19 protein-coding genes are annotated in these 22,775 nt (G+C 60.4%); 5 read left to right on the plus strand and 14 right to left on the minus strand.

Annotation, left to right across the window (positions count from 1 at the left end; translation table 11 throughout):
• Positions 1-102 precede the first annotated feature (102 nt).
• Positions 103-582, plus strand: a complete 480-nt coding sequence (locus ABD050_RS24620) for an Lrp/AsnC family transcriptional regulator (protein WP_343892184.1) — start codon at positions 103-105, stop codon at positions 580-582.
• A gap of 37 nt (positions 583-619) precedes the next feature.
• Here ABD050_RS24620 and ABD050_RS24625 read toward each other — a convergent pair whose 3' ends face one another.
• From ABD050_RS24625 to ABD050_RS24640, 4 genes are all read right to left on the minus strand, one after another.
• The gene (locus tag ABD050_RS24625) at positions 620-988 is read right to left on the minus strand and encodes a hypothetical protein (protein ID WP_343892185.1); all 369 of its coding nucleotides are present in this window, start codon (positions 986-988) and stop codon (positions 620-622) included.
• Between the two features lie 99 nt (positions 989-1,087).
• On the minus strand, positions 1,088-3,487 hold the full coding sequence (locus tag ABD050_RS24630; protein ID WP_343892186.1) for an alpha/beta fold hydrolase: 2,400 nt from the start codon (positions 3,485-3,487) through the stop codon (positions 1,088-1,090).
• Between the two features lie 66 nt (positions 3,488-3,553).
• Positions 3,554-5,782: a TonB-dependent receptor gene (locus ABD050_RS24635; RefSeq protein WP_343892187.1), complete on the minus strand. Its 2,229-nt coding sequence runs from the start codon at positions 5,780-5,782 to the stop codon at positions 3,554-3,556.
• A 53-nt stretch (positions 5,783-5,835) separates the two neighbouring features.
• Positions 5,836-6,990 carry an NAD(P)/FAD-dependent oxidoreductase gene (locus ABD050_RS24640; protein ID WP_343892188.1) on the minus strand — a complete coding sequence of 385 codons (1,155 nt, stop codon included), beginning with the start codon at positions 6,988-6,990 and terminating at the stop codon, positions 5,836-5,838.
• Between ABD050_RS24640 and ABD050_RS24645 the strand changes: the two genes are divergently transcribed.
• Positions 6,922-7,980 (plus strand): helix-turn-helix domain-containing protein, encoded by a 1,059-nt coding sequence (locus tag ABD050_RS24645; protein ID WP_343892189.1) that lies wholly within the window; start codon positions 6,922-6,924, stop codon positions 7,978-7,980. The two genes, ABD050_RS24640 and ABD050_RS24645, sit on opposite strands and share 69 nt — an antisense overlap.
• Positions 7,981-8,037: 57 nt before the next feature.
• Here the strand turns inward: ABD050_RS24645 and ABD050_RS24650 are convergent, their stop codons facing one another.
• From ABD050_RS24650 to ABD050_RS24665, 4 genes are read right to left on the minus strand one after another with little or no spacing between them, the layout of a single operon-like run.
• Positions 8,038-8,793 carry a creatininase family protein gene (locus ABD050_RS24650; RefSeq protein WP_343892190.1) on the minus strand — a complete coding sequence of 252 codons (756 nt, stop codon included), beginning with the start codon at positions 8,791-8,793 and terminating at the stop codon, positions 8,038-8,040.
• Positions 8,790-10,202: a peptide MFS transporter gene (locus ABD050_RS24655; RefSeq protein ID WP_343892192.1), complete on the minus strand. Its 1,413-nt coding sequence runs from the start codon at positions 10,200-10,202 to the stop codon at positions 8,790-8,792. Before ABD050_RS24655 ends, ABD050_RS24650 begins: the two co-directional genes overlap by 4 nt.
• A 3-nt stretch (positions 10,203-10,205) precedes the next feature.
• Positions 10,206-11,462, minus strand: coding sequence for a type III PLP-dependent enzyme domain-containing protein (locus ABD050_RS24660; RefSeq protein ID WP_343892193.1), 1,257 nt, complete (start codon positions 11,460-11,462; stop codon positions 10,206-10,208).
• A gap of 20 nt (positions 11,463-11,482) precedes the next feature.
• On the minus strand, positions 11,483-14,905 hold the full coding sequence (locus ABD050_RS24665; RefSeq protein WP_343892194.1) for an indolepyruvate ferredoxin oxidoreductase family protein: 3,423 nt from the start codon (positions 14,903-14,905) through the stop codon (positions 11,483-11,485).
• A gap of 148 nt (positions 14,906-15,053) precedes the next feature.
• Here ABD050_RS24665 and ABD050_RS24670 point away from each other — a divergent pair, with 148 nt between their 5' ends.
• The 3 genes from ABD050_RS24670 to ABD050_RS24680 are packed head-to-tail and all read left to right on the plus strand — an operon-like array spanning position 15,054 to position 16,990.
• The gene (locus ABD050_RS24670; RefSeq protein WP_343892195.1) at positions 15,054-16,175 is read left to right on the plus strand and encodes a YkvI family membrane protein; all 1,122 of its coding nucleotides are present in this window, start codon (positions 15,054-15,056) and stop codon (positions 16,173-16,175) included.
• A 26-nt stretch (positions 16,176-16,201) separates the two neighbouring features.
• Positions 16,202-16,564 (plus strand): RidA family protein, encoded by a 363-nt coding sequence (locus ABD050_RS24675; RefSeq protein ID WP_343892196.1) that lies wholly within the window; start codon positions 16,202-16,204, stop codon positions 16,562-16,564.
• A 9-nt stretch (positions 16,565-16,573) separates the two neighbouring features.
• Positions 16,574-16,990, plus strand: a complete 417-nt coding sequence (locus tag ABD050_RS24680; RefSeq protein WP_343892197.1) for a DUF3830 family protein — start codon at positions 16,574-16,576, stop codon at positions 16,988-16,990.
• Positions 16,991-17,137: 147 nt separating this feature from the next.
• Here the strand turns inward: ABD050_RS24680 and ABD050_RS24685 are convergent, their stop codons facing one another.
• The 6 genes from ABD050_RS24685 to ABD050_RS24710 all read right to left on the minus strand — a co-directional run bounded on the left by ABD050_RS24685 (position 17,138) and on the right by ABD050_RS24710 (position 22,774).
• Entirely contained in the window at positions 17,138-17,683 is a 546-nt protein-coding gene (locus ABD050_RS24685; protein WP_425542517.1) for an Lrp/AsnC family transcriptional regulator, read from the minus strand.
• Between the two features lie 301 nt (positions 17,684-17,984).
• Positions 17,985-18,653 (minus strand): AAA family ATPase, encoded by a 669-nt coding sequence (locus tag ABD050_RS24690; protein WP_343892198.1) that lies wholly within the window; start codon positions 18,651-18,653, stop codon positions 17,985-17,987.
• A gap of 102 nt (positions 18,654-18,755) precedes the next feature.
• The gene (locus ABD050_RS24695) at positions 18,756-19,502 is read right to left on the minus strand and encodes an SDR family NAD(P)-dependent oxidoreductase (RefSeq protein ID WP_343892199.1); all 747 of its coding nucleotides are present in this window, start codon (positions 19,500-19,502) and stop codon (positions 18,756-18,758) included.
• A 378-nt stretch (positions 19,503-19,880) separates the two neighbouring features.
• Positions 19,881-20,561, minus strand: a complete 681-nt coding sequence (locus ABD050_RS24700) for a 3,4-dihydroxy-2-butanone-4-phosphate synthase (protein ID WP_343892200.1) — start codon at positions 20,559-20,561, stop codon at positions 19,881-19,883.
• Positions 20,562-20,584: 23 nt separating this feature from the next.
• The gene (locus ABD050_RS24705; protein WP_343892201.1) at positions 20,585-21,688 is read right to left on the minus strand and encodes an LLM class flavin-dependent oxidoreductase; all 1,104 of its coding nucleotides are present in this window, start codon (positions 21,686-21,688) and stop codon (positions 20,585-20,587) included.
• A 276-nt stretch (positions 21,689-21,964) separates the two neighbouring features.
• Positions 21,965-22,774: a hypothetical protein gene (locus ABD050_RS24710; protein ID WP_343892202.1), complete on the minus strand. Its 810-nt coding sequence runs from the start codon at positions 22,772-22,774 to the stop codon at positions 21,965-21,967.
• Between the last annotated feature and the right edge of the window lies 1 nt (position 22,775).

Raw genomic sequence — 22,775 nt, forward strand, 5'->3', positions numbered from 1 at the left:
CGTTGGAGAGGGTCATTTAGACCATTTTTGCGCGAAATGTTTTTCAATCGACTCACGATTATGGCACACGGTGATAGAGTTTCTTTCCTCAAGGGAGTTATTATGGATGATTTTGATCAAGCCAGAAGACTCGATGCGCTGGACCGCCGAATCCTGCGGGCCGTGCAGCACCAAGGGGACCTAAGTCAGGCCGAGCTGGCCGAAAAAGTCGCCACCTCACCCGCCTCGTGCTGGCGTCGACTCAAGGCGCTGGAGGCGGATGGTATCCTGCGCAAAACCGTCCGCCTGGTTGACCCGGTGAAGGTCGGAAAAGGGCTGGACGTCATCTGCCAGGTCCGCATGAAATCGCACGCGGTGGACGCTAGGGGACAGTTCGAAAAATTCGCGCTGTCCCATGACAAGGTCATGGAATGCTATTCGATGTCGGGGGAGTGGGACTATCTCGTGCGCGTGATCGTGCACGATGTCCGCGAATATGAGGAATTTCTGATGCGCGAGTTGCTGGCGCAGGACTCTGTCGCGACCTCGGCGTCCCACTTCGCGCTGAAGCGCGTCAAGTCGACCACCGAGATTCCCGTCTAGCTCGACGCTCAGACCAGCAGTTATTCCGCCCACTATGTCAGCCACGGGCTTGAGAATCCAACCAGCTGATCGCGGCGTCCCGATCGGCGGAGGTGTGTACGTCGATGCCGGAAAAAATGCGTCTCAGCTGCCGCCCGGCAAGCGCACTGCCATTGACGAGCGCGAAGGCCGATGTCCGTGGCGAAGCGAGCGCTAGCAGTCGCAATGCCTGAACAACATCTTGCGACTGGATCGCTGCGCCTGACACATCGTACCGCAACTGGTGCGGGCCGCGATAGGCCGGCAAAGCGTCAACTGCCCGCTGCAGGTCGAGTTCGAACTGTTTCACGTCGTCAACCGAGGCCATCCCCACCAAGCTAATGTGGAGGCGATTTCGTTCTCGCTCTGCCCGGACCTCAAACGCCATTGATACTTCCCCTCATCGAGGTGTGACAGCTCTTACCCAACTGACGAAGGCAAGAGTTTTCCTGTGGAAAATGAAGGAAAAACTGGGGCGCAGCAAATATCAAGGCGCCGTCCACCCTTGCCCCTTGAGGACCAGGCCGGGTTTGGCTCCGGTGTGGCGCCCGCCGTCAACGACGACAACGCCGTTGACGAGCACGTAGTTGATGCCCTGAGGAAGTGCTGTCGGCTTCTCATAGGTGGCAAGATCCTTGATCTTGTCATAATCAAAGATGGTGACATCGGCGCGCAATCCGAGGCGGATAGCGCCGCGGTCGTACAGCTTGAATCGCGCTGCCGGCCAGGACGTCATCTTTCGGATGGCGTCTTCCAGCGTCAGCACGTGCCGATCACGAACATATTCCGAGATGACGCGCGGGAAGGTGCCATAGGCGCGGGGGTGCCCATCCGCCTCCTGCTTATCCGACGTCGCCGTGGCATCGCTGCCGATGCTGGTCCACGGAAAACGCAACGCGGTCTCGATGTCGTTTTCGTTCATCCCGAAGTACAGCGCGATTGGCCGATGCGGCGCCCCGGCGAGAACGATGTCCCAAGCGACATCGGCAGGATCACGTTTGAGGGCACGGCCAATCGTCGCAATGTCCTTGAACCGATATTGGTCATATTTCGCGTTGTAAGCGGAAACGAGAACGACATGGCTCCATCCGCCCGAAGCGGTGATGAGGTTCGTCCACCCCGGCATCGATCCTGCCGCAACCTGTTGCTTGAGTTTCTTGCGGACCGAAGGGTCGGCGAGTTTGGCCAATCCCTTCTCTTTGCCTTCGGCCCAAATCCAATTTGGAACGGTGATATCGAGGCCTGTTCCTCCAGCGGTGTAGGGGTACATGTCGGCAGCGATGTCGATGCCCCGCGCGCGCGCATCGTCGATCAGCTTCCCGACCGCCGGCATGAGCTTGCCCCAACCCGGCGCGAACGCCGCTTTCAGGTGATATATCTCGACAGGAATGCCGCTCTGTTCGGAAATCGCGATCGATTCCGCCACCGCCGGCAGCAGCTTCTCGCCCTCGTCGCGCATATGATTGGCATAGATGCCGCCGTAGCGGTGGGCGACCTTCGCGAGTTCCACCAGTTCCGGTGTCTGCTGGTAGCTTGCCGGGGCGTAGATGAGTGCGGTGCCGAGCCCCATCGCGCCGGCTCGCATCGCTTCGTCGACATGCGCGCGTTCCTGATCGAGCTGCGCGGGCGTGGGAAGGCCATCGACGTCCCCCATGACCTCGCCACGCGCCTGGCTCGAGCCATAGAGCGTTCCGAAATTCACAGAGATTCCTTGCTTCTGCAAACGATCGAAATAATCGGCAAGCTTGGCCGACCCGACAGGCGCGCCGCTCTCTCCCGCGATCGCGGTCGTGACGCCCTGGAGCACCTTGCTCTCTGCCCGACCATCCTCAAGCAGGCTGTCCCCGGATTGATCCATATCGTCGATCCATCCCGGCGTGACGAATTGTCCTGCGGCATCGATCTCCCGCGCGCCCCGTCCCTCGACATTGCCGATCCGCACGAAGCGCCCGTCCTTTATCGCGATGTCCACGCGTACCCATGGATTGCCGCTGCCATCGAGGACCTTGCCGTTGCGGATCACCACGTCGTAAGCCGCGTCGGTCGCAGCGGTGGCGTGTCCGCGGTACAAGGCAGCGACCGCCTTCAGGATGACGTCGGGGCGATCGTGCGCGACGTCGTGCGAACTCTTGTCGGCGATGATCAGCGTGCGGTTTTGGGCCTTGCTGGCGAACAGCGCATGGGCATCGCGCCAGGCCTGAGCGTCGGCGGGATCCGGCTGAGGCGGCGTCTCCGCCACAATGACCGCAACCGGAACCGTGGTCGGCCATTCCATCTTGTGGAATGCCCCTTGCGTGGTCTCGAACGTCGCTCCTAATGCCAGAAGCTGGCGATTCGCGGACGTCGGGGGAGCCTTTCGCACTTGCTCGAACAAGGGCGCGTACATCTTAAGCTGCCGTGTGATCATTTCGCCCGTGAAAAACTCGGGGACGTTTGCATCGACCATGACACCGCCAGCAAACCATTCAGGATGCCGGGCGGTTATACCGGTCGCGATCTCGCCGGCCAGGGAATGCGAAACCAATATAGTGCCGTGTGTTGCACCCAGCGCGCGGAGGCCGGCCTCCAGATCGTCAATCGCGCCGGTCAGACTCCAAGGGCCCGGCACCTCTTCACTCTGCCCGGATCCCGCGCGATCATAGGTGATGATCTCGGCGCCTGTCTGCTTTGCCAGTTCGGGCGCGAATGTCGACCAATAGGATGAGTCATTGCCGCCGCCTGCATCGAGAACGATGGCCGGCAACTTCCCCGGAATGACGTGAAATGCGATCTTGTGACCATCGCGTTTGACGAGGTGCGTGTCAGGGTTAGCGGCCGGTGTCGCGGCAAATGCGGTGCATGACAAAGCCACACCGAATAGCAGGCCAAGGCAAGTCTTCGACCGCATTGCTACAATACTCCAATCGATCCAAATTGAAGGCGGGAACGATTATGTACCCACCCCTTTGTTTATTCAGAATTTCACGTCAAAAGCGGCACCGATGGTTCGGGGCTGAATGATCGCCGCGTTGACCTGCGTGATGTTGCCAAACGCCTGATTGTTCTGGGCATTGTAGGATGAATAAGCTCGCTTGTCCGTGATGTTCTTGGCAAACAGGCGGAAGGTATAGCGTCCGTCGGTCACGCTCGCGTTGAGATCAAGCGCGGCATAGCCAGGCAGGCGATACCGAGGCGCCGGCAAGCCGGTATTCGGGTCCTGCATGAAGTCCGCCAGGCGACGATCAACCAATCGCAGACCGAAGCCAAAGGTGCCGCTCCAATCGGCGACCAGATCTTGCGTATAGGATGCGCTGACGGACCCGCTCAGCTTCGGAATGCTTGGAAGGCGATCACCCTTGACGCCACCCGCAAGAGGCGCATCCGCGCTCAGCACGGAATGAATATAGGCGAAGGTCCCATTCACATCCAGCCCGGCGACCGGACGTATCGTGAGATTCGCTTCGACACCTTCGCTTCGCGCCTTGGTTCCGTTGGCGATGTAATTGAAACCCGCTCCGCCGCCATTGGTCAGTAATTGGATATCCTTCCAATCAATCAGGAAGGCGGCCGCATCGATCGCGAACATGTTGTCCGTCGTGTGGGCCTTCACACCCACTTCGTAATTGGTGAGTTTGTCGGACTTGAACATCGGTGGGACGCCCGGAATCGCCAGATTGGGCCCGCCGGGACGATAGCCGGTGGCCACACGGGCGTATACCATCGTGGTGCTGGTCGGCTTGAAACGCGCGCCTACGCTGTAGGTCGTGACGTTCTCTTTCGATTTCTGGTTGGGCTGGCTGATCGGCGCCGGCAAGATGGCACCAGTCGCAAATTCGCTGAACACCTGCCTGTTCTGCGCATACCGAAGGCCACCGAAGACCTCCAGCTGATCGGTTAGACTATAATTCACGTTTCCGAACGCCGCATATTCTTTGTAGGTGGACGGCAGTCGCGCGATGAAGATGGGATCGAGCCCCGGGATTGACACACCCGCCATCGTGAGGGCGCTCGGCGACTGAAAGTTCGTAGAATCCTCGTAGGTGTAGAAACCGCCGATAGTCCACTGGAACGGGCCAGTGCCCGCCGATTGCACGCGCAATTCCTGCGTGAATTTCTTGAGACCCAATCGATAGGAGTAAGCAGATTTTCCGGCGGGCAGGCCAAAGGCGGCAAATGCCACGCCATAAGAATATGATGCGTCCTGCGTCTGACTCACGGACGTTTCGGCGTAGCTAGTGGCAGAGATGATGTCGACCTGCTCGCCCTTATATTCAATCCCTCCAGACACGATCTTGATCGTCTTCTGGAAAGGCTGATCGACGAGGTTATTGTCCTGGAGATCGCCATAGAGCGGGCGCAGGGTAGTGCCGTCCAGCGGCATGGTCGCATTGCCCCGCGTTTTCGTCCGCTGCCACAAGCCATTGACCTTGATGGTCAGGCCATCGAGGGGCTTGAAATACAGGCCGAGACGAGCGCTCTGTTGCTCGACGCTGTTCTGATCCTGCGCTCCGGTTACGGCGTTATCGATGAAACCGGGCGCGTGCTGCAGCGCGTAGCTAGCAACGAAGCCGAGCTTGCCCTCGACGATGGGGCCGCTGACGTTGGCGCGAACGCCGCCGCCCACTTTTCCACCGCCCTTGATCCCGGTCAGGTCTCCGCCCGCCCGTACCGCAAATTTGTCGAGCGAGGGCGCCGACAGCACATATTTGAGCAAGCCGCCCATCGAGCTTGCACCATAGAGCGTTCCCTGCGGGCCGCGCAGAATCTCGTACCGCTCAACGTCATAAGGCAGAAGATCGAGCTGGAATGAATTACCGCCATTATAGGTGGTGCTGCTGCCCACCGGCGTCTCATCGATATAAGTCGCCACGGTGCTGGCGCGGCCGATCGGCGCGATGCCACGAATACTGATTGTGGTCTGTCCCGCAGATCCACCCGAATCAACCTGAAATGCCGGCACATATGAACTCACGTCGGTCAGCTGGGTAGCGTGAAGAGCCTCCAACGTTTGCGCTGAGACGACGCTGACACCAGCCGGCACGTTGAGAATGCTCTCGCTCCGCTTCTGCGCAGTGACGATGATATCGCCAGTTTCGGAGTCCGCTACCGCCGTTTGGGCATTCGCCGACCCCGGCGCGAGTATGGCGAAAGCGCTGCTCGTTGCCATCAGCAAAACAGTGTGGAATTTATAACGCATATTCATCGTATTCCCCTTTTTATTTGATCAGCTTCGTCAGCACATTACGTCCACGCACTTTATCTGACTTGCTCTGCCGGCTGATAAAGGCGCGCCGGCGAAAGGTCTTCTTCCCGGATCTTCATCGCTTCGAATTCATCGTGAACAGGCAATTTCAGGACAAGCTTGGCCGCGAGACTGCTCAATGCCGGAGCCGTCTGAATGCCGTATCCGCCCTGTGCTGCCAGCCAGAAGAACCCGGGGTTTTCGGTAGCGAACCCGACAACCGGGGAACGATCGCCGACGAAGGACCTGAGACCGGCCCACTTACTCTTGATTCGCCGGACTTCGATCCCGGTGAGTTGCTGTAGGCGATCGGCCGCGATCGCCACATCGAGTTCGTCGGGCTGGACATCTTCCGGTTCGGAAAGCGTTTCGTCCGCTGGCGATATCAGCAGCAAGCCCGCATCAGGCTTCATGTAAAAGCTCTCGTCGGCATCGAGGACCATCGGCCAGTCCTTGGAATCCAGGCCTTCCGGAACATCGACGAGTGCCGCTGTTCGACGGCGCGGTTCTATTCCTATAGGCTTGACACCCGCCTTCGCAGCGACCTCATCAGCCCAAGCGCCGGCCGCGTTCACCAATATCGGCGCCCGGAAAACACCCAGGGGGGTTTCCACGTCCCATCGCCCGGCTGCCTGATCGAAGGTAGCGCCTTCGACCCTGGCATTGACGAAGAGCTGCCCGCCATGGCTTTTCAGCTGTCTGATATAACCGTGCTGTAGTGCGTGAACCTCGATATCTGCGGCGTCGACGTCCAACACCGCGCCAATGAGCCCATCGAGGTGCAATACCGGGCACAATTCCAACGCTACTTCGGCACTGATCCATTCGAGGTTGCCGGCTGGAAGCTCATGGGCAACAAATTGTTCGAACGCCTCGCGCTTTTCAGCGCGTCCGATGATCATTATCTTTCTTTTGTTGACGAGTGCGCCTTCGCAAAAGCGCGGGTCAGGCGAAAAGAAGAATTTGCGGCTCGCCAGTGTCAGGGCCCGCACGACCCGATTGCCATAGCCTGCAACGAACAGCGCAGCGGAGCGCCCGGTCGAATGAAGCCCTGGCTGCTCCTCCATTTCCAGAACAGCGACCCGGCAACTCGGCGCCAGATGCGCCGCGATGCCCGTTCCCGCGATCCCGCCGCCAACCACCAGCACATCGTACTCATTTTCATCCATGAACAAGACTCTCAAAAATTAATTGGGGTTCGGCGTCTTCGGCGCCGCTTGCTCGCCTTCCCCTTTTTCCCGCCATGGCCGGCCATTTCATTCCCCAATATATACGCCTTTTCTCTATTGTCGAAAAAATTCTCCTATCCAATGAAAATTTCTTACATCTGGAGGACAGGGCTAGGGATCGCCGAGCATGGACGCGACGAAACGTTTGCCAATCGAGAGAAAAATGACGATTACGGGATCTGGAAGCGACAGCAAAAAATGGTAGAAAACGTGAGCGAAGAAGCAAAACCCGGAGCAATCCTCAAACAGCTCAGGGGGCAAAAAGGCTGGACCCTGGCCGATGTGTCGAAACGAACCGGCTTTCCGATCTCGACGCTTTCCAAAATCGAGAAAGGCCAGGTTTCGCTTAGTTACGACAAGCTTGCCCGCATCAGCAAAGGCCTGGATATCGATATCGGCGTCTTTTTTGCGCGTGACGGTGCGAGAGTGCCGCAGACCCGATCCGGCGGACGAAGAAGCATCATCCGCAAAGGAGAAGGCCGGACGATCAAAACCCACTCCTACCTGAACCAGTTTCTCGCGACCGACCTGCTGAACAAGCGCTTCGTCCCCATTCTGGGCCAGGGCTTTGTCACGTCGATCGAAGATTTTGGGGAGATGATCCGCCATCAAGGCGAGGAATTCTGCTACGTGTTGGAAGGTTCGCTCGAATTGCACACCGAGCTCTACGCGCCTGTCACGTTGGAAGCAGGGGATGCCATCTATTTCGACAGCGGCATGGGACATGCCTACATTTCGGTCGGCGAAACGCCGTGCAAGGTTCTATGCATCTGCTCCGGAGATGAATCGAAGTTGATTGGCGATCTGGGGACGGCCGAAGGGCTACCGAATGGCCATGGTGAACGACCGAAGCGAAAGCCACGCCAAAGCCCCACTCGCAGCCCTAGCCGCAAAAGAGCTGCGATTACGGATACGCCGCTCGGTTCGTGACGTCAGGTCCCGGGACTCGGTCTCTCCCGCACCATCCAAGGAATGGTCCGCCCTGGTCTAGCCGATCTCATCCTGCCTAGCCTCTATCGCACCGATGTCGGCCATCAATCCCTTTACGGCCAGCAAAATCAATTCCTCGCCATAGCCGGGGTTCGCCTGGAGCGAATCCGACCCCATTCGGCCATCGGGGTGGCGCGCCCTGAAGTCGATCGCATCGCGAATGGGGCCGCTGGCGGCAATGCGCGGGTGACAATCCGCGATCTTGATTGACGCTGGATAGGCAGCCTGCGTAACAGCGATCTCGGAAGGCTGCGCGTGGCTGCCATGACCAGTCGGAAACTGACGATGCGCCAACGCCTCGATCCCGGGCAACTGCCACCAGTTGCGCAGCATCAGCACTAGGCCCGACTGGCGCTTGTCATAGCTCGCCTCGGCATAAATTTCCGAGAAGGCTGCCTCGATCGTCGGGATATTGCCGCCATGGCCGTTCAGGAAATAGATCGTTTCGAAACCGTGCGCCGACAGCGAGGAAACCCAATCCCGAAGCGCGAGGATCATGGTCGACGGGCGCAGCGAAATGGTGCCGGGGAAAGCCAGGTGATGCTGCGCCATCCCGACATTGAAAGTGGGACCGACGAGGATATCGGCATTTTCGGTATGGGCCCGGTGCGCGATGATTTCCGAACATAGCCAGTCGGTGCCCAGCAGGCCGGTCGGCCCATGCTGCTCGGTCGAGCCGATCGGGATGACGATTGTTCGCGAGCGGGTGAGACGGGCTTCGATCTCCGGCCAGGTGGACAGGTGCAGGATCATACGGCGGCCTCCAAAAGGATGCCAGGCTCGTCGCTGACAATGGGGTGGTCGGGCTTCGCCAGGCCCGTTGCACGGCGAACCCATGGCGCGATGAGGAGAAGTGCTACGCCGGCTGATCCGGCCAAGGCGGCGTGCAACAGCCAGAAATGCGCAGGCGACCAGTGTTCGTATAGCGAACCCAGCCGCCCACTGATGACGCTCCCGAAAAAATAAGACAGGGTGTAGACCCCGACCATCGTGCCGCGGGCCCCCTTCGGCGCGGCTCCGGTGAAAAGCGAATTCGCGCTGGGTGCGAAATACAACCAGCCAACATTGGACAGCAGGTGGAAAGCAAGCGGCACTATCAGAAGAACCTTGCTCTGATCGTTCAACATCAGGCCACCCGCCGCGAGCAGTATGACCGCCGCTCCAAAAATGAAGCAGCCAACCGCCATGCGCACGATTTCATCGACTTTTATCCCCGCCTGCTCGCGCTTTTTCCACCACAGCAGCAGCACTGGCAGGGCTAGCAGGGGTGAAAGGCCGTCGAACGCCTGCAACCAGGGAACCGGTAAAGTCATATTGCCCACCTTCAGGGCGACATGATCGCGAACCCAGAGATTGTAGGTATTCCAAACCTGCGCCTGCGCCACCCAGAACAAGGTGCACAACGGAACCATAGCGGTAAGTGCCATGACCGCGCGCCATTCCCGCCTGTTCAGCGGCACCGACGATGCCGGCACGACGGCGACCTTTTCCTGTGAAAGAAAGCGCTGGCCAGCAATGTACCAGATCAATCCGACGAGCATGCCGAAGCCAGCGAAGGTGAAGGCCACATGCCAATCATAGGCCTGGCTGAGCCAGCCGGTGATGAGCGGTGAAATGAAGGCACCGATCGCGACCATGCTCGCATAGATCTGGAAAGCGGTGGCGCGACGACCGTCGCTGGGGGCATAGAGCTCGGCGACTTGCGGGGTGAGATTGCCGCGCAAGAAGCCCGCGCCCAAGATGATCAGGGTCAGCGCCAGCAGGAAGCTTGCCTCAAAAGCCATGCAGAAATGGCCCGCCGTCATCAGCAGGGCGCCGAGAATGACGCCCGGCCTCCTTCCAATCCAGCGATCACCGACCAGTCCGCCGAACAAGGGTGTGAGATAGCTGAAGCCGACATAGAGGCCGAAGATCTGGGTCGCGAGGCCCTGGGCGCTAAGTTCACCGAAAATGCCCTCGATCGCAGCCTTGATCCACGAAAAGCCGATGATGTGGATGGGATGCCCTGGCGCGAAGAGCTGCTCGACCATGTACAGAACAAGGATCGCCTGCATGCCGCTGAATGATATGCGATCCCATAATTCGGTCCCTGCGAGGACGACGAGGCCGCGCGGATGGCCAAAGACGCTGTTGGTCTGCGGACTGGACATGGTCTTCGTCATGGATCAGAATACCGTCGTTACAATGTCGACCATGCGATAGTGGTCATCGACCACCGGGATCGCACGCCATCGATCAAAGGTGCTGCAGGGATGGGAAATTCCGAAGCCGACCAGGTCGCCGACCATGAGTCCGTGCGTACCTTCGAGACACGCATGTTGATCGTAGAGCTTGGTGACGCGAAGCTGATCACCGACAGGACGGGGCATCCCCATATCCGGGCGGAAATGCCATATCGGTCGCGGCAAATCGGTGTCGAAGCCGACATCCCGCTTGCCGAGGCTGACCACGGCAAAGCCGGGTTCCGGGAGCGACTGCACTACGGCCCATACCTCGAGCGCCGCCACCGGGCGGAGTTCGGCGGTGAATGTCTCCGACTGGCGCGCGCGGATCGCTTCGAGCGCCGCTGCATAGGTTCCATGATCGTGCGTCACATAGCAACCCGATCGCAGCACCACCGTCGCATGCCCATCGAGATCGACTGCAGCAAGCTGTCGTGCACATAGATCGAACAAGGCGGATCCCCCGCCGGTAAGGATGATTTCGCCGGGGGCGAAAAGGCCTTCGTGCAGAAGCCGGCGTGCGATGCCGGCCATCTCGTCCAACATGGCCTCGGCGGCGGCGGGACCTCTGCCGGAGCTGGCGTAAATGCCTTCGAATATCTCCACGCCGCGCAACGCCAGCACGCCCGCCTCGTGCGCAATGCGGCGGCCCAGCGCGAGGCTGCCTTCGATGGAGCGCACGCCAGTGCGGCCCTGCGACGCTCCTATCTCTAGGAGCAGGTTCAACGGCCGGTCCAGTCCCTTGTGGCGTACCGCTTCAGCCAGCCGCTCAACGCCCTCGGGCGAATCCACAAGACAGAAGAACTCGAAGTCGTCCGCGATCAGCAAATCCAGCACAAGTGAGATATCAGCCGGAGCGACGAGCTGATTTGCCAGCAGGATGCGCCGGACGCCCCATTGGCGATAGAGGCGCACATGATGCGCCGTCGCCGCTGTCATCCCCCAAGCACCGGCCCCCAGCTGCCGCGCGAACAGTTCGGGGCTCATGCTTGTCTTGCCATGCGGGCATAGCTCAACGCCAGCGGCTTTCGCAAAAGCCTGCATCGATCGGATGTTCTGTTCGATCGCCGACTCCTTCAGCAGCGCCACCGGCATCAGGAAATCACCGTTCAGCAGCCTTTTGTCCTGCAAGATCGCTGCGTCGAGCGAGCATCCCGCAAGTTCGGGCGGGAAGCCCTTCCAGTGTGAATCGATCGTCACGGAGGGTGCAAAGTGCGCGGTCACCGTACTGTCCTTCGTTCAAGCGTCTTCGAGTGCGTCTCACTGTCGTCGCCGCGTCCGAGGATGGAATTCAGCCGGTCGAGAAGCGCCTGCGCGGCCGCTACTTTGACGGGGCCGAAGCCACGAACGTCAAGCGGGGCGTTCGCAAGCTCGGTCATCGCCGCCACATCGAGGACGGCGAGCTCCCCGATGCGGCGCCCAATTACCGCCAGATAGGCGTCGCGCAAGTTCCTCTCGATGCGACGATCATGCGACCGGCCGAAAATATCCAGCGGCGTCTCGCGAAGCCAACGGAGCGATGCCAGCAGCCTGAACACCGGAAATATCCAGGAACCGAAAGCCAGTTTCCGCGGCCGGCCCGTATTGGGATCGCGCCTCGCAAGCAGCGGGGGCGACAGATGGACCTTGATCGCCCGAAAGCTGCCGAATTCCCGTGCGAGGGCCTTACGAAAGCGCCCGTCGGTATAAAGGCGGGCAACCTCATATTCGTCCTTATAGGCCATAAGCTTGTACGCGCTACGCGCGACCGCCCAGACGAGAGCCCCCCCATTTTCGAGCCCTCGCGCCACCCGGCGGGTGGCCTCCAGCAGATCGGCGTATCGCGTTGCATAGGCGTGGTTCCAATAGCGCGACAGGTCCGCAGCGCGCGCAGCTATGAAGGCATCGATATCGAGAGGATCGTGCGCCTTCGCCGCCTCCGTAAGCGCCGCCGATCGGCCTGCGGCAAATGCCTCCAGGTTGGCAGAAACGGCTTTCCCGTTAAGCGTGATCGCCTGTTCAATGGCGTCGCGCGCGAGCGGGATACCGCCACGCTGCCATGCATAGCCCAGCAGCATCATGTTGGCAGCGATGGCGTCACCGAAAAGGCTCTCGGCGAGCGTCGTCGCCGGAAAAATTTCGGGGGCCCGGCCAGATGCACGGGCAAGCGTTTCAGTCAACCGATCGACCGAAGGCACAGCCTCCCGATCGGATTGGAACGCGGCTGTCACCATCACGTTGCTGTTCGCTACGACCAGCGTGTCGGCCGCCATGGTCTCCAGACACTCGGCCTGGGTGGCCGCGACCATGTCACAGGCTATCACCGTCGCGGATTTCGCCGGTCCGATTTTCGCCGACAATATCGTTTCCCGGTCCCGGCTAAGCCGCACATGACTGTAAACGGCACCGCCCTTTTGGCTGAGCCCCGTCATATCGAAAAGATTGACGCCGAGCCCCTCGATCCGCGCGGCCATGCCGAGGATTGCGCCGATCGTGACGACTCCGGTGCCACCAATACCCGCGATGATGATATCGAACGTCTGCTCTACCGTCGGGATCTGCGGCGCCGGGATTTCGTCTGCAGACGCGGTTTCGGCGCTGGCGCGCGAGCGCCGCTTAGCTCCCTCGACCGTGACGAAAGAAGGGCAGAACCCTTTCTGGCACGAAAAATCCTTGTTGCATGCCGACTGATCGATGCGCCGCTTGAGCCCCAGCTCCGTGTCTAGCGGTTCGATAGCTAGGCAATTCGACTGTACCGAACAGTCGCCGCATCCTTCGCAGACGGCGGAGTTGATGAACATGCGCCGATCCGGATCAGGGAAGCTTCCGACCTTGCGACGGCGGCGCTTTTCAGCCGCGCATACCTGATCGTAGATCAGCACGGTGACACCCGGCTGATCGCGCAGAAACCGTTGCACGACATCGAGTTCGTCGCGATGGCGCAGTTCCGTTCCCGCCGGTAGCGGCTCGTCGGCGAACCGGTCAGGACTTTCTGACAGCACGACGACGCTCTTCACACCTTCCGCCGCCACCTGGCGGGCAATGCCGCTCACGGAGAGATGCCCCTCCACCGGCTGTCCGCCGGTCATTGCGACGGCGTCGTTGAACAGGACTTTGAAGGTGATGTTCACGCCGGCCTGGACAGCCGCGCGGATCGCGAGCGAGCCCGAATGGTTATATGTACCGTCGCCCAGATTCTGAAAGATATGGGGTGTTGTCGTAAAATGGGAGAGCCCGATCCAGTTGGCGCCCTCCGCGCCCATCTGCCCCATCGGCAACGGATTGCGATCAGGATGGAACACGGCCATGCCATGGCATCCGATGCCAGTCGCACCGACCGATCCCGATGGCACCTTCGTAGACATATTGTGCGGGCAACCCGAGCAGAAGGCGGGCCTCCTGACGATCTCGGGCGCTCCCTCCTTGGCTGACGAGGATGCCGTCTTGTGGAGGTGCAAATCGGCCGCGATGTCGGGCAAGGTCGCCTTGATCCGGGACGCTATGGCCGCGGCTACGATCTTGCTGTTAAGCGGAGCATCGGAGGGTAGGAGCGGCATACCATCGGCCGTCATCTTACCGCTGATTTCTGGGCGGATGGATCGGTTGAACAGGATCTGCTTCGCCTGATTTTCCGCATGGGCCTGCTTCTCCTCGACGAAAAGAATCTCGGCGGCCGCGGATGCTGCGGCAATCAGGGTTTCGGGTTCGACCGGAAAGATCAGCCCGATCTTGTAAACGCCGATACCAGCCGCCCGACATTTGGCGTCATCCAGGCCCAGCAAGGTCAGTGCATCGAGTACGTCTGCATAGGCCTTGCCCGCTGTCGCGATGAGCAGCTTAGGTTCCGCGGCGCCGTAACCTATCCGGTCGAGATGGTTGGCGCGCGCGAAGGCCTGGGCTCGGGAAAGTTTGAATTGCAGGCGAGCTTCTTGGCTTCGCATGGCCAGGAACTCCGGCCGCACATGCACGCCTCCGTCCGGCATCGCGATATCGGGAAGCGTGAAATCCGACGGCAGCGACAGATCGAGCACGCCCGTGGATTCGGCCGTTTCGTTGACGATCTTCAGCCCGACCAAGGCGCCCGAGAAGCGCGACATCGCGATCGCAGCCAGCCCAAAGGGCAGCACTTCGGAAACCGTCGCCGGGTAAAGAATTGGAACGCCCCAACTTGCCAGGGTCAAATCGCTTTGATGAGCGGTTGTCGACGACTTTCCCGCGTGATCGTCGCCGAAAATCAACACGACACCACCTAGCGGCGAGGTTCCTGCCAGATTGGCGTGCTTGATCGCGTCACCCGACCGATCAACGCCCGGCCCCTTTCCGTACCAGATGCCGAACACGCCATCGACCTTGCGCCCGGGCACGAAATCGATCTGTTGGGTTCCCGCAACGGCCGTAAGTGCGAGATCCTCGTTCAGGCCCGGATCAAAGATCACGTCATGCTCGGCGAGCGTCTTTGCCGCCTTCCACAGCTCGGCATCGTAGCTCCCGAGCGGTGAGCCCCGGTACCCGCTGATATAGCCGGCCGTGTTGAGCCCCATGCGCTTGTCGAGCTCTCGCTGGACGATGGGCAACCGCACCAGCGCCTGCCGGCCCGCGACGAGCGCGTGGCCCGGCCCGATCTCATATTTATCGTCAAGGCTTATGGCAGGAAGCGCGATCATCGATTCTCCTTCAAGACGGTTACACCGATACGACCAATGCGGTGTCACATATTCTCCAAATTAGAGAAATAGCCAATTACAGAAAAATATTGTCACTTCTAGGGATTTCACCTAGGGCTGCCTGACATTGTGAAGGGGAGCGGGCGAGGTGCAGGCAGGGTCGAATTGGTTCCGCCGGCTTCTGCTTCCAGGATTCGCTTTCAAGGCGGTCGTCATCGGCGGCGGCTATGCGACGGGCCGCGAGCTAGCCACCTTCTTCATGCCCAGCGGGCCATGGGGCGGACTGCTCGGCATGCTCGTTTCCACCTGCGTGTGGAGTCTGGTTTGCGCGCTGACCTTCCTGATCGCCGTGCGCATCGGGGCGCGAGACTATCGAACCTTCTTCTCATATCTGCTGGGACCGTTCTGGCCGGCCTTCGAGATCGCATTCATTCTAGGGATGACCCTGATCCTGGCGGTATTCGCTGCAGCGGCCGGAGCGATCGGCCAGGCCCTGTTCGGCTGGCCGCCGATCGCGGGGGCGCTGCTGCTGGCCGGCTCGATCACAATTTTCGCCACCTTCGGAAACGAGTCGGTGGAACAGCTCTTCAAATATGTCTCCTTCTTCCTCTACGGTACCTATGCGGTCTTTCTCGCGCTGGCTTTGACTCGGTTCAGCACCCCGATCGCCCAGGCTTTCGTGGCGCCGGCGCAACCCAGATGGTTTATGGGTGGGCTCACCTACGCGGGCTACAATGCCGTCGGCGCCGTCCTCATTCTTCCCATCATGCGGCATTTGACCAGTTCGCGCGACGCCGTGGCCGCCGGTCTGCTCGCGGGTCCACTCGCCATGCTTCCGGCGATCCTCTTCTTTATCGCGATGTGCGCCTTTTATCCGCAGATATCGAATGAGACGCTGCCCTCGGACTTTCTGCTGGCCCGTCTGGATTTTCCCGTTTTCCGGTATGTTTTCCAGATCATGATTTTCGCCGCGCTTCTCGAAAGCGGCACGGGACAGGTTCATGCCATCAACGAACGGATCGCCAACGCCTATACGAAGCGGCGCGGCAGCGATCTGTCAAACGGGCATCGCGCCGTCATCACCGTCGGCATTCTCGTCGGCGCGATTTTTGTCGCCGATCGTATCGGCCTCGTGGCGCTGATCGCCGACGGCTACCGCTGGCTCGCCGTCGCCTTCATCACCGTCTACGTCGTACCGCTGCTGACTATCGGCATCTGGCGGCTCCAGCGCGACCGCAAATCGCCGCTCCACCCCGTGGATGCTCGATAATTCCGAAACCCGCAGGAGTTTTTTTAATGACACCCCATCTCGTTCCGGCCGTGGAAAGCGATCCGTTCCTGTTTCTTTCCGGCCAGCTGCCGCTCGATGCAAATCGGGGGATTTCGGCCTCTGACATCGACGGACAGACCCGTCAGGTTATCGCCAACATCGTCGCTGTCCTTCGGACCAGGAATCTGACGCTCGACGACATCGTGAAGTCCACCGTGTGGCTAAAGAATGCTGCGGACTTTGCCGCCTTCGACGCCGCCTACTCTGCCTGCTTCGGCGAACATAAGCCCGCTCGATCGACGGTCGTGAGCGACCTCGTACTGCCATCCGCCCTGATCGAGATCGAAGTCATTGCCCGGCATCACTCCGATCGCACTGTAAAATACTGATGAAATACCATGAGCGACGTGCTTATCACGACCGGAGACCTGCGTTTTGTTGGACGTCTTGAGCGCGAACAGGCGCCCCAGACATGCCGCTATTTCGAAGCGCAGCTCCCCTACACCACCAAATTCATTCATAGCCGTTGGAGCGGCGAAGGATGCTGGGTTCCGATGGGCGATGAGGCGATGCCGTTCGGCTTCGAGAACGCCACAAGCTATCCTGCTCCCGGCCAGATGATCTTCTATCCCGGCGGCTACAGCGAGACCGAAATCCTGCTGGCTTATGGCGGGGTCAGCTTCGCCAGCAAGCTCGGCCAGTTGGCCGGCAATCATTTCCTGACGATCGTCGAGGGCCTCGAACAGCTGCCCGTGCTTGGAAAGCGCACCCTGTGGCAGGGCGCGCAGGAATTATTAATCGAAAGTCTCGTTTGAAAAGCTTCGGTCGATGGAAGCTCGATGGCGCGAGACGCGCGGCATCGCGGCGCGCCCGGATCGGGTCACCTTGTCGAGGCTTTCGGCACGGTGATCATGGGCGAGCGCGCGCCAGAAATCACACTAAAGCGGCACTGCGGTCGTGTACTACACCTGCGTCAACGCGAAATGCGAAGATCCAGTCGCGACGGAAGGGTGTCGCAGAACGGTCCGCATCAGGAACCGGTTATAATCCTCGACGTCCGCCACGAGGATCCGGAGCAGATAGTCCCAATCGCCTGACATCGAATAGCATTCGATAAATTCCTCTCGCGAGGCACCGAGACTCTCGAAGGCTTCCGTCGCCTCGGCGGAATGGCTTTTCATTCGGATATGGCAAAGCACGTTGACGCCACGCCCGATGCGCGTCGCATTGACGAGTCGGACCTGTGGACCAAGCACACCGTCGGTTTCCGGTGCGCGGATTCGGCGCCAGCAGGATGCCGTCGATGCACCGACGCGTTCGGCCAGATCGGCGTGGCTGAGCGATGCGTCGCGCTGCAGTTTGAAGAGCAGCTTGCGGTCGATCGCGTCAAATTGGCGTGCAGTGCTCATGCCGCCGCGCCATCCGCATCGGGCTGGACTTCGGGCTTTGCTCTGGCGATCGCTTCGATCGGCCCGCAGCGAACGTGATAGGCTGCCGAAGATCGCCAATGGCCGTGGAGCACTAGTCTTACTGAGTCACGAAAGTGGACGTCGGGGGATTCGCGGGCATTACTACGATGAAAGATATAATTCACAATATTTCTAATCATGATGCTATTACATGAAGGTCCTTCAGTACAACATTTGAAATCCTTTTCCGGCCTTGTTCGGTAAATTCTCTCTCATGGATATCGGCAATGCTCCGCCACCCCATGCGGCTCCCGACTGGACGATCCCACAGGACGCCGCGCCAGCGTCATGACCGCTCGGTGAAGGTCAGGATTGCGTGACAGGCGTTCAATCGACCAGATCAGCGGATCGATGGGCATGTCCCGCGCGTCCCCGAGCAATGTCGCGAGCGGGAGCGCAATCGGCATCGAATGCCTTGAGAACGGTTCCTGTCAGGAGCAACGCCAGGCCCGCAAGCCGCGATGAAGGTCGCCCCGTCCCGGAATGGATATTGGCTGGCTGTGGAGACGTCCTTTTCGATAGCCCTAAGCCATTCGCCAATGATGGCGCCACGTGCTGACGGGGCTGCCTCGATCAACGATCTTACGCGCTCAGCGTAGCCCAGTGCCGGACTGACCCGATGTTCCAACAAGCGCTTTTCACGCTCGTAACGGTCTCGCTCGTGCGACCTATATCGGGCGGCGGTCTGGCCGAGATTGGCTGCCGCTGAGGAGCTCAGGGCCAGCGCGATGAAGTGCGTCCCATCCTCAGCCGCAGCTACCAGCGAGCGGACGAGCATCGACTTGCCGGCGCCAGCGACTCCATGAACGCCGAGCACACGGTCGGTCGAGCGGCCGATATGATACAATGTCTTCTCCTGCGCCGCATTGAGGGCAGCGGTCGCAAGCACGGCGCGAAGGCGGTCCACCGTCGCGACCGGGCGCGCGTCGTTCAAGGCCGGCGACAGATGCTCGGACAGCGCGATTTTGAGGCGCGCGGTTCGGCGCGTGGTCCGCCCGCGGGTCAGCACGTCGTCGCCGGTCTGTTCCGGTGTGGCCAGCAGCCGCGCTCGTGCTTCATGGGCTTCGGCGGCCTGCTGGTCGCCTGCAACAATGGCGCGACGACGCAGCCGTCAGACCGCGAGAAATCCCCCATCCACCGGGAGGATGACGCCCGTGAGGTATCGCGACTTGTCAGAACACAGAAACACGATCGAATCCGCAACATCCGTCGCCGTACCCACGCGTTCCAAAGGTATTCGGCTCAATTGCGTTGCCAGCCATGTTGGGTTCGCAATGACCGCCGCTGACATGTCGGTCTGTATGATGCCCGGTGCGACCGCGTTGACCCGCACTCCATCCTTCCCAAGTTCCCTCGCAAGCGTCTGCGTCAGAATCTTGACCCCGGCTTTGCTAGCCTGGTACCCGAGGCCACCGGTCACCGCTTGAAAAGATGCGACTGAGGCGAGGTTCACCACTGTTCCCTTGGTCTCGCGCAGCGGTTTCAGAAAGGCGCGCGTCACGACAACGACGCCGGTAAGATTGACCGCGATCTCCCGATCCCATGATTCCATCACCTTTGGGTCGTCGATCGGCAAGCCCCCGACAATGCCAGCGTTATTCACCAGAATCGAGATTGGATCGTGGTTCGCTGCTAGAACGATGGCCATTTCGGCGATCGCTTCCCGGTTCGCAACGTCGAGCTGATAGGCGGATGCGTGTCCGCCATCCGCGGAGATGGACGCGGCCGTTGCATTCGCCAAGGATATGTCCAGATCGGCGATGATGACCTTCGCACCAGCGCGAGACAGTGCCGCCGCAGTCGCCGCCCCAATTCCTTTACCACCCCCAGTGATCAACGCGGTTCGGTTCTCGAGCATGTTTCTTCCTTTCCGGTTTTCGTGTTTCGAAGGTGGCGCGAGCCTTGGCAGTTCATCTCGCGTGATCGGCGCCTACGGGTCAGACTGAACCCCACGTGCCCAGCGCGCCCCGAGTTGGCATACCGACGCAGCAGGATCGTCCCAGCGGTTCCCCACGCTCACAAAGTCTCGCGTCATCGACTGCGATCACCGGTTACACTAGCGGCAGCGCCAATACCTGATGCCGAAAGATGCTTCGGCCGAGGGATAAACCCGGACGAACGAAGACTCGCTGGCTCCACGTCCTCGGTCTGCGCCGCCATTACGCAGACCAGAGTCTCGGGCCGCCTCGAAGCCGGGGAATTCGCTCCCTGCATGCGAGGCACGCCACTTTGAGCGCTATTGAAAGGCGCAGGCAAAAGCCTGCTCCAAACTGTCGCCCTCCGAATGCCGGAAGACTAACAAGTCCGAAATCGTCGCCACCGGAAGGCCACGCAGGGCGGTGAGCGTCGGCAGATCGCCCCAGGTAGCCGCGTCCCCGAGATCGGTCAGGATATGGCAAAGGGCCGCCGCCTCGCCGCAGCCCGCCAGCTCGACAGCCTCCACAGCTGCCTCCGCGACCGCCTGCCAAGATAAGAGGCCTCCCGAATGGGCGATGATGGGAAAAACGTGGCCGGGACTGACGACATCATCGGGCGTGGCGGACATTGACGATGCGACTGCGATGGTCCGCGCCCGATCCATCGCGGATATGCCTGTGTCGACGCCGTCCCGCGCCTCGATGGACGCGCTCACCCCCCACGACCAGCGTTTGGGGTTGGCGGGCCCTAGCCGACGCAAGCCTAGACGTTCCGCCTGCTGCCGAGACAGCGCGAGGAATACCACCCCTCGCGCTTCATTGGCCATTCGGTTTACGACACCCGCTTCGATGCATCGTCCAGCCGCAACCAAATGAAGAAAGCTGTTCGCATCGCGCCCCTCGGCGATGATCGCGGGGCCTCCTTCTCTCAGCGCGCCGATGACGGCCTTTGCACGCTGGGATTGGGATTGAGGGGCTATCTTGGTGATCGGAACGCTCATGCGATACTCCTGACCGAGTGCGCTCAGGCAGGAACCAGCATGTCGTCGGCGATGCGACGCATCTCCGGCAAGACTTGCTTGCCCAACAGGCGCATGCTCGCCTCGACCTTCTCGTACGGCATGGCACCAAACGAGCAGCAGAAACGTTGTTGATAGCCGCCGGTGACCTCCATGCGCTTCTTGAACTTCTCGAGGATCTGCTCCGGCGTGCCCCAGTTCTGCGTCTGAATGTAACCTTCCAGCACGGCCTCCTTCCCCATGTCGCGCATCATCTTCGCGGCGGCGTCGTAGCTATCATAGCCCTTCACACCCTCGAAATCGGTCCCCATCAGCTCATAGTGGCGCATGACCGACATGAAATAAGCAGACAGATGTTCACGGGCGCCGCGTTCCGCCTCAGCCGCATCCTCGTGGCAGTATGTGAAGTCGGTCATCGCGACCGGGTTCGGCATGCGGCCGAACTTTTTGAAGAAATGGTCGCGATGGGCTTGGATGGCGGGCAGCGCGCTTTCAATTGATCCCTGGACGAACATCGCCATGGTAGCACCGATTTCCGCGACGGGAATCACGGAGTCAGGCGACATGGCGACGCCGTAAAGGCGGCCTTCGAAGCTGCGGGGCGGGCGCGGACGGATCTCGACCCGTGGCTGCTTGTAATATTTGCCGTCGAACTCGGCAAACCCAGTTTCAAGCGCCTCGACCACAAAGCGGGACGCCTCGTCGAACCGTTCGCGTGACTCGGCCATATCCTGGCGGAAGCCAACATATTCCTTCTTAGCGAGGCCGCGGCCGAAGCCCAGCAGTACGCGGCCGCCTGACATGATATCCAGCATCGCGACATTTTCTACAACGCGCAGCGGATCATTCCACGGCAAGATCACCGCACCCAGTCCGAGCTGGATCGTGCTGGTCCGCGCCGCGATGTAGGTCAACGCCTGAAAATTGCTGGGACACATGGCGTATGAGTCGAAATGATGCTCGACCGACCAAACCGAATCGAACCCGATCTCCTCCGCTTTGATGCCCATCTCGAGCTCTTTCATGTACATCTGCTCGTCGGTCAGGTCCTTAAACAGGTTGCCCCAGACCAGACCCAGGCCGACGTTAAACTGTGGATTCCTGCTCATGTGATCCTCCATCTAAAAATCGAATCGGTATGCAGCGCGCCGACTGTGAATGCCGGGTAAGGGGCGGCTTCGTCCTCAAACCTGATCGTATAATTGAGGTTGTCCTCAAGTTTGCGTCCCGTCAAGTTCGAACTGCCGAAGCCAGCTGAAAACCGACCGTTCGCACCGGGCTAAAATCATTAATCCACCGACCGGACGGACTATATCGAAGCCATACGAAGCCCGGCCGGGGCATTCTCGCATCTCACTCCGTCAAATCGCCACGCCGAAGCTTCTTCATGACGGGACAACGCGCGCTGGCCCCAGCAACTCCAATGCCGTGTGCACATCGATGCGGCGCAAGCGCTCCTCTAACCCCGCCCCGTCGCGCGCTGCGGCCAAGCGCTCGGCTGCGGCGCGATAGTCCGGCCCATTCCGGTCGATCTCGTCCAGCCGCGCCCGCCCATAGGCCATGGCCCGCCTGGCATCGTCGCCCGCTACTGTACCCACGCGCAGCGATTTGTTCCGATCAACTTCGGCGGCCATGTAATCCAGCATGATCTGCGGCTGAAGGGTCGTCTCGAAATTGCTCAGCACGCCGTCCGCATCAGCCGTGATCACGACGTCAGCTCCGGCAACGCTCCCGCTCGGGGCGTAGGCATAACAGTGCTTGATGCGATCGAGCGCCGCTTCCGGTTCCTTGTACCGGTGAACTGTCTTCTGCAATGTACCATCCGGCACAGCAAGGTGCGTGATGCCCCGGTCGTTGATCGCGCGCAGGACGTCGGTCGGGTCGTCAGAAACTTGCACGTCCTTGCGATCGGGCCAGAAATCGAACCCACCATGGGATCCCCACGGGCCGCCAACATGGAACAGGTAGATATCCGGATAGAGAGGCCACTTACGCCGCTTGCGGGTCGGCTCGTCATAGAAGGCTGTGATTGCGAGCATCGTCAACAATCCCGCGCCGAGCCCGCCGAGCGCGGCGTTGACGACGAGTCCGAAGCGATCGCGCAATCCCCAGTCGAGAAAATCGTCGCGCGCGACTTGAGCGCCATTGCAGCGGATCGCGAACATCTCGCTCTTAATATCGTAAGCGGTATGCATG

The sequence above is a fragment of the Sphingomonas oligophenolica genome (assembly GCF_039522915.1).
In the GTDB taxonomy this organism is placed as follows: domain Bacteria; phylum Pseudomonadota; class Alphaproteobacteria; order Sphingomonadales; family Sphingomonadaceae; genus Sphingomonas; species Sphingomonas oligophenolica.